The following is an 11,949-nucleotide window of genomic DNA, read 5'->3' on the forward strand; positions in this document are numbered from 1 at the left end:
TATACACATATGTGATAATTATAACAGATTATCTAATTCTAGCAATCGGCTTATCTCAATATGAGGTAGGCACCTTGCATCAGTAAGATGATAAATATCTTGCTCAAAGATATTTATCCAACACGATAAATAACCGTTATTAATGGCGCCATTAACATCAGTCTCTAAATTATCGCCGACATGTAATATATATTTATTGGGTATGGATAATTTTTTTGCAGCCAAATCAAAAATTTCTGGAAATGGTTTTGAACGTCCATCCGGTCCACCGCGTAAAGAAAATTGGAAATAGTCTCCCAATCCGATTTTATTTACATCGACATTACCATTAGTAATTACAGCTAATGGATATTTTTTTGCTAGTTTAGTTAATAAAGTATGTGTTGATTGAGGAACAACCATCTTATGGCGCCAAACATTGAAACAATCTACCGCACCATCAATTATCTGAGAATGTTGAGATACGGGTATATTGGTTCTATTCAATAAAGATTTTATAGTATCTATCCGCCAAACTATCACATCATGATAAACTTCCGGATTGATTGAGAGCACCAAACTTTTTTCTTGGAAATATAAATCTAATGTTAAATTTTGAAACTGTTCATATTTCTGTAAATTTTTTATCATTTCCTCTTCAGCTTTATCTACAATCATACTATTATCATATAGAGTATCATCTAGATCGAAAGTGATCGCTTTAATGCAGTCAATTGAACGATAAAAATGCATTACTTTTTCCCTCTTTTAGCTCGTGGATGAGCAGAATCATAAACTTCCGATAAATGTGAAAAATCCAGATGAGTATAAACTTGTGTAGTGGATAAATCAGCATGACCTAGTAATTCTTGTACTGCTCGCAAATCACCACTCGATTCAAGCATATGCGTTGCAAATGAATGGCGTAGTTTATGTGGGTGAACATGTGAACTTAATCCTTGTTTGATACCCCATTGAGCAAATCGTTTCTCCACATTACGAGGAGAAATTCGTTTCCCCAATTTAGAAATAAATAGTGCATCATCCTGCGGTTTTAATTCATTTCGCATGGTTAACCAATATTCAATCCATTTTACAGATTCTCGCCCTAAAGGTAATTTCCGTTCTTTATTACCTTTTCCCATTACCCGGACTTCCCCTTCCCTTAAATTTAGCTCTCGACAATTAATGTTAACTAATTCAGAAAGACGTAATCCAGAACCATACATAACTTCGAGCATAGCTCTATCGCGCACAGATAATGGATCGTTATATTCAATATCTAGTAATTGATTAACCTCATCAATATCGATATTTTTAGGAAGATGCTGGCCTAATTTAGGGTTAACTACACCTCGAGCAGGATTGACGGAAATCATTTCATTCTTCACCATCCAATCGAAAAAACTTCGCAGTGCAGACAGTCGTAAGGAGAGACTTCTTGCTTGTAAACCGGTTTGCCGACTTCTGCTAATCAATAATCGTACGGCTGACGAATCAATAGCTTGCCATTTTTCAATATCCAGATCCTTGGTTAAATCGATAATGGCATAAAGTTGACGGCGATAATTAACTTGTGTGTTTAGGCTAAGTTGTTTTTCTGATTTTAGATAGTTTAAGAAATGCTCAACCGGCTCAGCTAATAAAGTGGAATAATTTGGATTAGTTTTAGCCATCATCGTTCCTTACTTTCTTCGCATAATCCATTTTTCAATCAAAATAGGTAATATCTCACTAACTTTCTCTAATAACAAAGTTCCTTGCCCAACTTGATAATGTTGTGGATCTGGGCTAGTAAACATCAAAAGACCGAGGTCCCCAAATTGACCAAATAATGATAATGCAACTGATCCGACATAACCATGCTGCGGTAATAAAAAATCTAATTCAGTTGTGTTTAATTGACCTAAATAAAATTGACTATACTGTAGATGACGAACACGAATAAAATCAAATTGTAATGAATTTAAGGCTAAATGATGATAGCTAGATGGCGCACTAAGTAACCATTTATCATCGAAAAGATATAAATAAGCACCATTGAGCCCTAAATCTTTAGCCCAATTTTTTAAAGATACAATTAATTCATCAATATCTTTTGCTTTAATTAAGTCGAATTGCAATTTCATTAACTGATTAAAAAGCAGCTCATTAGCACTAGCATGCTCCATTAGCATGGTAATTTCAGACTCTAACTGATTAATTTTATTACGCTGTCTAGCCATGTGCCATTCAGGTAACGAAATAATTCCGCGAACTGGATGTGGTACACGCATTCGTTCAATCTGAGCAGCATTACGAATGAAGAAATCAGGATTATCAATGATATACTGACTGACCATTTCATCATTCAATTTGACAAAGTTTTTTTGTCGACGATGAGGCTTATATTTAACTGTCTGTGTTTTTTTAATGACCATAATTTATTTCTATCGTACTCAGTATCAAATCCTAAATTACATCAGTTATTAAATTGAAATATAACCATCATATACATGTGTTGCTGGTCCAGTCATATAAAGAGGTTGCTGATTGCCTTTCCATTCGATAATTAATTTGCCACCAGGTAAATTAACATTTACTCGTGGATTTAAGAGTCCTTGATTAATACCAACTGCGACAGCCGCACAAGCACCAGTACCACAAGCCTGTGTTTCACCAACACCTCGTTCAAATACGCGCAAATTAATATTATTTCGATCGATAATATGCATAAAACCAATATTTGCTTTCTCAGGAAAACGTTCATGTTGTTCTAACAGTGGACCAAGCGTTGATACTTGAGCTGTTAATATATCATCAACCTGAATAACACAATGCGGATTACCCATTGAAGCAACGCCACACAGAACTGTTTGTTCTTGTGCACGAATAATATAAGTTTTTTCTTCTTTAATGGCTTTGAAAGGAATTTTACTCGGCTCAAAAATAGGGGTTCCCATATTAACACGTACGGTTTCATCATCATTAACCGTCAATACAATATTACCTTTCATAGTACTTACTTTTAAAACACGTTTTTTCGTCAACCCTTTCAAACGAACAAAACGAGCAAAACAACGTGCACCATTACCACATTGTTCCACTTCTGAACCATCTGCATTAAATATGCGATAGTGGAAATCGCTTTCTGGCGAATAAGGTGGTTCAACAACAAGTAACTGATCAAAGCCAATACCGGTATAGCGATCTGACATGCGTTTAATCAATTCGCTCGAAAGATGAACATTTTGCGTTAGTGCATCAATAACCATAAAATCATTACCTAATCCATGCATTTTAGAAAAGTTCATCTTTGCTTACCTTTTTTTAATTACCTATTACTCTAATTAAGTTTAATTAATAAAGCGCTTTATTTGCCAAGCGAATGAGTCCATCGCATCACACACTCTTAAAAGATTATAATACTAATTCACCACGCCATAAATCATCAAACGTCTCACGTTTTCGAATTAACTTATGTTGTTTTCCTCCTTCAAGCAAAACTTCAGCTGGACGTGGGTGACTATTATAATTTGACGCCATACTAAAACCATAGGCACCAGCACTACAAATAACCAATAGATCACTTTGTTCAACGGACAACTCTCGTTGATAAGCTAACACATCGCTAGATTCGCAGATTGGTCCAACGATATTGTAACATTCTTTTTTATCAGAACTTTTTGGTTCTCTGACTGGTAAAACTCGCATCCAAGCTTTATAAAGAGCTGGTCGAATTAAATCATTCATTCCCGCATCAACAATAGCAAAATGGTTACCATCTTGATGTTTAGTGTATTCAACTTTAGTAATTAATAAACCAGCATTAGCCACAATTGAGCGGCCTGGTTCAAAAATAATTTCAAGATCAGCATAATTGGTTAATTTCGCAAGTAACTCTGAAGTAAGTGTGGATGCAGAAATAGGTGTTTCATTTTCATAACAGACCCCTAATCCACCACCTAAATCAATATGTTCAAGGTGAATATTTTCTGCTTTGAGTTTGTCAACCAATATTAAAATCCTATCAGCAGCATCTAAAAATGGCGATAATTCTGTTAATTGAGAACCAATATGGCAATCAATACCAACTATCTTAATATGATTTAAACTAGCCGCTTTGCGGTATACATCAAGGGCTAATTGATAACTTATGCCGAATTTATTTTCACGCAATCCTGTTGAGATATAGGGATGGGTTTTGGCATCCACATCAGGATTAATTCTTAATGAAATTGTTGCAATTTTACCTAATTGTTGAGCAATTTCGTTGATACGATATAATTCCGCCTCCGACTCAACGTTGAAACATTTAATACCAACTTCAAGCGCACGTTTGATTTCTTCAATAGATTTTGCGACACCAGAAAAAACTATCTTTCTAGGTTCGGCACCTGCTTTTAGCACCCTTTCCAATTCACCCTGTGAGACAATATCAAAACCGGCACCAAGTTTTGCCAACAAATTTAAAACCGATAAATTACTGTTAGCCTTAACTGCATAACAAATTAGATGTTTCTTATCTTGAAGAATTTGCTGATAGGCAAGAAATTGTTTTGTCATATGAGCAGCAGAATAGACATATAACGGAGTTCCATATTGCTTTGCTAGATCAGCGATAGCGACTTCATCTGCCAATAACTGACCATTACAATAATGTAAAAATTTCATTGAATTATTCCTTTAAGCTATGTTACTCACATCATTAGATTGAACAAATGTCCTTGACTGCTCATTGGGATAATATAGTGGGCCTTTTAAACCACAACCAACTAATGTCAAGATAGCTAATAATATGGAGAATAATTTGATCATTGATTTCATATAATATTCGCAATTCTTTCATTTTGTTATAATGGCCATTATATTACACGATAGGCCAATTGGTGGAAAGAATAAATAAAAATCTCTTAATATTAATATGTTGCTATAAAAGAGTTTAATAATGATCTTAAGCTTAAAAATAACATGTCATTCAGATGCGTTCTGATGGCTATTTTTTAATTCGACTGAATAGATAAAGCCCAAATAAGACATTAATTGAGCTTTATATCATTTTTATTACAGATAAATTAGGAGAATAGTGCATATCCTGCTTGGGATGCCATAGCATTTAGGCTTTGTTGAGCAGTAATAATATTTTGCTTCCAATTATCATCTTTAGCCCACATTTCAATCACAAAAGGAGCACAATAATCCATTAATTTTAATGTATTAAAAATGGCCGGAAAATCAACTTCGCCTTCACCAATAACTAAATCTCGAAATTGCCCAGAATAATTAGATTTAACTCTTTTGGTATCTTTGAGATGAATTTGCACAATGTGATCACGACTTAATAAAAGTTCGGTGCACACATCGTAATTCCAACCAGAAATATTACCAACATCCGGATAAGCCATAAAGTATGAAGACGGTATTTCCCTTTTCAGAATCTCGAATTTACTTAGTGAATTAAGATAGTCAGTATCCATTATTTCTACAGCTAACATAATACCTGCTTTTTCTGCTTGTTTGGCACTCCACTTCATACCTTCAATAAAGCGTTGATGGGTTTGATTACTTGCTGGTTCATAATAGACATCATATCCTGCAAGCTGAATGACTCTGACACCTAATTTATAAGCAAGTACTATTGCCTTGTTCATTATGTTTTTTGCTTGTGCGCGAATATGTTCATCATTGGAACCGAATGGATATTTCCGATGAGCACTTAAACAAATAGAGTGCAAAGCTATGCCCATTTGTTCTGACAAATGACGTAATGAATAAATTTCATCATCAGACCAATCCAGCCTTGCACGACGTTCGTCTGACTCATCAATGGATAATTCAATAAAATCGAATCCTAATGCTTTTGCTTCATTAAATTTTTGTTGCCACGTTAAATCATTTGGTAATGCTTTTTCATAAATACCAATACGAGGCGTGGTTTTTTTGATATTTATTGCTCTTTTTGTCATAATCTAAACCTAATAAAAATGGAACAATATGCATTGCAGTTGAATTGACAACTGCAATATACCAATTACCAATATTTAGCTATCTGCTCTCTTAAAGCTTGTGCAGTTTGTTGACCATTTTGATTAGCAAGAGCACGACCAGCAATAAAGGCTTTCGTTTTGATTCCTGCAAAAAGATGAATATCTTCAGGTACAATACCACCCGTGATAGAGAGCTCAAGGCCTAAGTCGGAAAGTTGACGCATTTTAACTAAGTCTTCTTCACCCCATCCTAATCCAGCTAATTCTGCATCACGAGAACGATGATAAATGGCCTGCTTTATACCTAACTTTCGCCAAGCTTTGGCATCATCTAGAGTCCAATGACCATATAACTCTATTTGAATTTCGCCATTAAATTCATCAGCAACTTTTTTGCAGGCTTCAATAGTTGCAATATGTGCAGCCGCTGAAACAGTTAACCAATTAGCACCTGCTGAAAAAGCCATTTTGGCTAAAATCGCGCCACCGTCGGTAGTTTTTAAATCACAAACCAAGATATGGTTAGGGTATTTTTCTCTTAACGTTTTAACGCCACCAATACCTGCTCCAAAAGCAAGAATTGTTCCCACTTCGATAATATCCACAAAACCAGCAACATTTTTTGCAACTTCTAAAGCTGGTTGTAATTCTGTTTGATCTAATGCGATTTGTAGTTTAGGTTTTGTCATTTTATTTGCCCTCTTGCATTCTATTTTTGACCATAATAAGCATTCGCACCATGTTTACGAAAATAGTGCTTGTCCGATAAAGCTTGTTGAATTTTTATTGTTTGATTAAGTTGACGTGTAGAAATAGCCATCATTGCGACTTCTTCCAATACGACTGCATTATGCACAGCATCTAAAGCATTTTTACCCCAGCAAAATGGAGCATGACCAGAAATAACTGCACCCGGCATCGCTTTAGGATCGAGCCCGCGTCGTTTAAACTCTTCAATAATCACCAGTCCAGTATTTTTTTCATAATCATTTGCTATTTCGCTATCGGTTAATCGACGCGTACATGGCACATCACCATAAAAATAGTCAGCATGGGTTGTTCCTAAGGCAGGTACATCGAGTTCTGCTTGCGCCCAAATAGTCGCATAACGAGAATGCGTATGAACAATACCACCAATATCTTTAAATGCTTTATAAAGCTCAAGATGAGTAGCGGTATCACTTGATGGATTTAGATGACCTTCGATAATGTCACCATTTAGTGCAACCACTACAATATCATCAACTTTCATATTGTGATACTCGACACCTGATGGCTTAATAGCAATAACACCTTTATCACGATCAATCTCGGACACATTGCCCCATGTAAATGTCACCAAATGATATTGAGGCAATGTTAAATTAGCTGCTAATACTCTTTCTTTTAATGCTTGATACATAAATTAGCCTCCATTTAATGCCTTATCGATGACCGCATAAACATCTTCTTTGTTTTTGCAAGCTCTTAACTTATCAAGATTGACTCCGGTTTCACTGGTTTCATCATCTAACACTTGGGTAACCTCCATTAATCCTTCCATGTGTTGATCTGATGTACTTCCTGCTAAAGTAACAAGCACATCAACAGGTTCTTCTTCGCCATCGAAATAAACTGGTTGATTAAGGGTTACTAAAGCAAAAGCAGTACGATTGACTCCATCTTCTGGTCTGGCATGAGGCATGGCAAAATTAGGTGCAATAATAATATAAGGCCCCATTGTTTTAACGCAGTGGATAATTGCGTCATAATAAGACGGTTTAATTGCATTTGAAGCGACTAACATATCGGTACCTAATTTGACAGCTTCTTGCCAATTAGCAGCATTTGCTTTTAATAATATTGAATTATTTTCAATTAATGATTCTTTCAAAGCCATCGTTGTACTCCTTTCTTCTCTTTATATTTAATCGATTATTGAGCAAGTACTTTTTTAATAATCTCAATAAGCTCATCACCGAATGTGTTTGGATTAAGCATATTTTGTACACCTAAAGCATGTTGTCCTTCATTAACTTCGATTTCGTGAATCAAGTGTTTTGAAGCAACAATAATGTCAACATTGGGTAAACGCGATTTGTAATCAGTTACCGCGCATGAATCCATCACATTTGCAATACCTTTCTTATCTAGATAATTAGCTATTTTCATTTTCATCATCATTGAAGAACCTTGCCCACTTCCACATACCGCAAGGATACGTATCGGACGACCTTCAGCCATGGCTACTTCATCCATTTTATCTACCACGGCTTCATTAACATCTTGTTGATTATCGTTAAATTCTGGTTGATCTTTTTGCATTGCTTCTTCTTGTTTAAGCTGTTTTGCAGCAAAAAACATATAAACTAAAGCTAATGCAATTAATAAATAGATGAATAAATGAGAGAATGATAAGCCTTGTAAAATTGGTGGGAATAAAATTGCCCAATCAGCCATACCCATCCAAGCGTCAATAGGAGTACCATTTTGAGCAAAAATGTGAATTACCCAAGCTGAACCAAATACTTCAATCATGCCCATAACAAAACAGAGTTTCATCACCGCTTTCCAACCACCAAAATGGTTTGCAAAAACACCAATTGTCGCATTAGAGAAGAACATTGGAATAAAACCAGGAATAATCATAATCGGTGATTTGAAAATAAGTAATAAAGCAATCGCTAAAAATTGTCCTAATGCCCCCCAAATAAAACCAAATACCATAGCATTAGGTGAGAATGCATAAATCGCAGCACAATCTATTGCTAATACTGCATTAGGGATCAATTTTTCCGAAATACCTTTAAATGCCTCAGATAATTCAGCTACAAACATTCTTACCCCACCAACGATAACTTGTATGGCAACAGCAAATTTCAATCCTGTTTCAAGAATATAAATAGTCCAATGAGTAGAACCAGCCATAGTTTGCAAATTATCCAAACCAAATGAGAGCAAAATAATGCCAAAAAAGAATGTCATAACAATTGCTGTAGCAGCGATACTGTCATGAAAGATATGTAACCATTTAGGTAATTTAAGGTTATCAACAGAATTGGCTTTATCGCCTAATTTTGGTGCCAATTTGACAGCAATCCAAGAACCAAGTTGTTGCTGATGTCCAATTGAAAAACCAGCACCACCAGTCACCGCTTCGGTAGGCTTAAACATCATATTGGAAAATATTCCCCAATATAACGCTGTAATGATTGCTGAATAGATTATTGTTTCCCACATGCCATAACCGAAAAGGAAATAGAATAAAGTAATCAACCCTACTTGTTGGAACATGATATGGCCTGTTAACATTATGGTACGAATACCGGTAATACGACGAAAAATGACTAAAACAATATTAATTGCTAGTGCTAATAAAACCGCATATCCTACCCACGAATACTGATCACCCATACCGTTTTCAACAGCAACCATTGATGCATAAGTGTCAATGATAGATCCTTTAATACCATGATATTCAGCTAATTTGGCAATAACCGGCTTAAAGGTCGAAACCAACACATTTGAACCCACTTGTAACAACATAAACCCAACAATGGTTTTAATTGTTCCTTTTAAAATTGTGGTTATGTCTTTGCGTAAAAGACAATAACCAAGCATTGTCACCAAGCCTAATAACAAAGGTGCTTTCGTCATGACTTGACTATAAAAAATGTAGAAAATGTTATAGATTACTTCCATATGCCCCTCTCATTGGTTATTGGACACTGTTTGCATTACAAATCCTTATTAACTTTTCAATGCAGGATAATTAACGCAATCCAGATGCCACTTATATGGTTGTTTAGTGTGAGGTTAGTTTTTTTCTTAAAACTTTACTCAGTTAATCAATCGTGATTCATTAACTGATATTCATCTTCCATAATCACAATTAATCATTCAATGATTATTTATGATTATTTTGACGTAGATCACTTTTCTATAACAATCAACTGTAAAACTGTGATGGATATCACATTATCGCTAAAAAAAACACCATGCAAATCAAATTATAGCTATATTAATCAATGCATTAAATTATTTCATCTTTAATGAGACATGATCAGCGATTGACAATAAATCCAATGATAATTATTATCACAAATAATCAAATTAGCTCATGATGTTATAAGAGGTTATCAATGAATGAAATTGTGCGACACAACGAAATTGTTGCTTTAGTCAATGAAAAAGGTGAGTTAAAAGTCACCGAATTAATTGAAATTTTCTCCATTTCTCCGGCTACAGCTAGAAGAGATATAACTAAACTTGCTTTAGATGGGCGAGTGCGAAAAGTACGTAATGGTATTTTACGGTTAGAAGAACAAAAACCTATATGGGCACCAATAGATATCAATAATACCGATCACTATCATGAAAAAGCACGCATCGCGATACGTGCAGCTAAACTATGCGAAAGTGATGAAAACGTTGTGATTAATTGCGGTTCAACAGCATTTTTATTAGGGCGCGAATTGTGTGGTAAAAATGTCTCAATTATTACCAATTACTTTCCATTAGCCTGTTATTTAATTGAACACGATCATGAAAACGTCATCATTATGGGAGGGTTATATAACAAAACACAAAATATCATACTCAACCCTATTGCCAGCTTTACAGATTCTTATGCAGCAAAATGGATGTTTACTAGTGGCAAAACATTAACACCAACTGGTCTTTATAAAAATGAGATCTTAGGTGCAGTTGCAGAACAACAAATTTTAGAAAAAGCTGAAAAATTAGTTGTGGTTGTAGATAGCTCCAAAATCGATACTAAAGCCAACTCCGGCATGCTTTTTTGTCCTGTAAATAAAATCGATATTTTAATTACAGGTAAACAAGCGAATAAAGAAGTAATCGATTGCATAAAAGAGCAAGGCGTAGAAGTAATATTAGTTTAACTATTAAATGAAGAAAAGGAACATAGTATGAGTAAAGTGAATGAAATTACCCGTGACTCTTGGATTTTAAACACTTTTCCTGAGTGGGGAACTTGGCTTAATGAAGAGATAGAAAATACGGAAGTTAAACCTAATACGTTTACCATGTGGTGGCTTGCTTGTACGGGAATTTGGTTGAAATCAGCTGGTAACACCAATATTTCTGTCGATTTCTGGTGTGGTACAGGTAAAAAAACCCACGCCAATCCTTTAATGAACAAACAACACCAGATGATGCGCATGGGAGGTGTACGTGAATTACAACCTAATTTAAGAACCAGCCCATTTGTTTTAGATCCATTTGCTATTAAACAAATTGATGCCGTCATGGCGACACATGATCATGCGGACCATATTGATGTCAATGTTGCAGCTGCAGTTATTCAAAATTGCTCACCAGAAGTAAAATTTATTGGTCCTAAAGCTTGTGTCGAATTATGGAAAAGTTGGGGTGTACCGGAAGAACGCTGTATTGTTGCAAAAGTAGGTGAAACCTTACATGTGGGTGATATTACGATTCATGTTTTAGATTCATTTGATAGAACATCACTTGTAACTTTACCTAAAGGTGTTTCATCAACAGATAAATCCATTTTAGATGGGATGAATGATCGTGCAGTCAATTATTTATTCGAAACAACCGGTGGTTCACTCTACCATTCAGGGGATTCTCACTATTCAAACTATTACGCAAAACACGGTAATGATTATAAAATTGATGTTGCTCTTTTATCTTATGGCGAAAATCCACGTGGTGTAACCGATAAAATGACTTCGTCAGATATTTTACGCGCAGCAGAATCTCTCAACACTAAAGTGGTCATTCCATTCCACCATGATATTTGGTCTAATTTCCAAAGTGATCCTCGTGAAATAGAAGTATTATGGGATATGAAAAAAGACCGCCTAGAATATCAATTTAGACCATTTTTCTGGCAAGTTGGTGGTAAATATACATATCCTACGGATAAAAATAAAATGCATTATCAGCACTATCGAGGATTCAGAGATATCTTTACCGATGAGCCGGAATTACCATACCGTTCATTCTTATAAATAAAATTAACACTAATATTTATGGA

Annotated in this window: 13 protein-coding genes; 2 read left to right on the forward strand and 11 right to left on the reverse strand. The window is 35.1% G+C overall.

Annotated elements, in window-relative coordinates; translation table 11 throughout:
- Nucleotides 1-18: 18 nt before the first annotated feature.
- The 11 genes from yigB to J3U16_RS06105 all read right to left on the reverse strand — a co-directional run bounded on the left by yigB (nucleotide 19) and on the right by J3U16_RS06105 (nucleotide 9,626).
- Nucleotides 19-732 (reverse strand): 5-amino-6-(5-phospho-D-ribitylamino)uracil phosphatase YigB, encoded by a 714-nt coding sequence (gene yigB / locus J3U16_RS06055; protein ID WP_267330632.1) that lies wholly within the window; start codon nucleotides 730-732, stop codon nucleotides 19-21.
- Complete coding sequence (gene xerC, locus J3U16_RS06060; RefSeq protein WP_065563130.1) at nucleotides 732-1,655, reverse strand: tyrosine recombinase XerC; 924 nt, start codon at nucleotides 1,653-1,655, stop codon at nucleotides 732-734. The genes yigB and xerC overlap by 1 nt, the downstream gene beginning before the upstream one ends.
- 9 nt (nucleotides 1,656-1,664) lie before the next feature.
- Entirely contained in the window at nucleotides 1,665-2,399 is a 735-nt protein-coding gene (locus J3U16_RS06065; protein ID WP_065733837.1) for a DUF484 family protein, read from the reverse strand.
- A gap of 48 nt (nucleotides 2,400-2,447) precedes the next feature.
- Entirely contained in the window at nucleotides 2,448-3,272 is an 825-nt protein-coding gene (gene dapF, locus J3U16_RS06070) for a diaminopimelate epimerase (RefSeq protein ID WP_065563132.1), read from the reverse strand.
- Between the two features lie 106 nt (nucleotides 3,273-3,378).
- Entirely contained in the window at nucleotides 3,379-4,632 is a 1,254-nt protein-coding gene (gene lysA / locus J3U16_RS06075) for a diaminopimelate decarboxylase (protein ID WP_267330633.1), read from the reverse strand.
- Between the two features lie 12 nt (nucleotides 4,633-4,644).
- On the reverse strand, nucleotides 4,645-4,785 hold the full coding sequence (gene lptM, locus J3U16_RS06080; protein WP_267330634.1) for an LPS translocon maturation chaperone LptM: 141 nt from the start codon (nucleotides 4,783-4,785) through the stop codon (nucleotides 4,645-4,647).
- A gap of 248 nt (nucleotides 4,786-5,033) precedes the next feature.
- Nucleotides 5,034-5,924, reverse strand: coding sequence for an L-ribulose-5-phosphate 3-epimerase (locus J3U16_RS06085; RefSeq protein ID WP_267330635.1), 891 nt, complete (start codon nucleotides 5,922-5,924; stop codon nucleotides 5,034-5,036).
- A 65-nt stretch (nucleotides 5,925-5,989) separates the two neighbouring features.
- Nucleotides 5,990-6,634 (reverse strand): 3-keto-L-gulonate-6-phosphate decarboxylase UlaD, encoded by a 645-nt coding sequence (locus J3U16_RS06090; RefSeq protein ID WP_065733834.1) that lies wholly within the window; start codon nucleotides 6,632-6,634, stop codon nucleotides 5,990-5,992.
- A 20-nt stretch (nucleotides 6,635-6,654) separates the two neighbouring features.
- Complete coding sequence (locus tag J3U16_RS06095) at nucleotides 6,655-7,347, reverse strand: L-ribulose-5-phosphate 4-epimerase (RefSeq protein ID WP_065733833.1); 693 nt, start codon at nucleotides 7,345-7,347, stop codon at nucleotides 6,655-6,657.
- Nucleotides 7,348-7,350: 3 nt separating this feature from the next.
- The gene (locus J3U16_RS06100; RefSeq protein WP_065563137.1) at nucleotides 7,351-7,824 is read right to left on the reverse strand and encodes a PTS sugar transporter subunit IIA; all 474 of its coding nucleotides are present in this window, start codon (nucleotides 7,822-7,824) and stop codon (nucleotides 7,351-7,353) included.
- Nucleotides 7,825-7,859: 35 nt separating this feature from the next.
- Entirely contained in the window at nucleotides 7,860-9,626 is a 1,767-nt protein-coding gene (locus J3U16_RS06105; RefSeq protein ID WP_267330636.1) for a PTS ascorbate-specific subunit IIBC, read from the reverse strand.
- A 440-nt stretch (nucleotides 9,627-10,066) separates the two neighbouring features.
- Between J3U16_RS06105 and ulaR the strand changes: the two genes are divergently transcribed.
- Together ulaR and ulaG are read left to right on the forward strand one after the other, a co-directional pair.
- Nucleotides 10,067-10,828, forward strand: coding sequence for an HTH-type transcriptional regulator UlaR (gene ulaR / locus J3U16_RS06110; protein WP_065563139.1), 762 nt, complete (start codon nucleotides 10,067-10,069; stop codon nucleotides 10,826-10,828).
- A 27-nt stretch (nucleotides 10,829-10,855) separates the two neighbouring features.
- Nucleotides 10,856-11,923, forward strand: a complete 1,068-nt coding sequence (gene ulaG, locus J3U16_RS06115; RefSeq protein ID WP_065733831.1) for an L-ascorbate 6-phosphate lactonase — start codon at nucleotides 10,856-10,858, stop codon at nucleotides 11,921-11,923.
- Nucleotides 11,924-11,949: the final 26 nt, after the last annotated feature.

The sequence above is a fragment of the Gilliamella sp. B3023 genome, from assembly GCF_026536845.1.
Lineage (GTDB): Bacteria > Pseudomonadota > Gammaproteobacteria > Enterobacterales > Orbaceae > Gilliamella > Gilliamella apicola_E.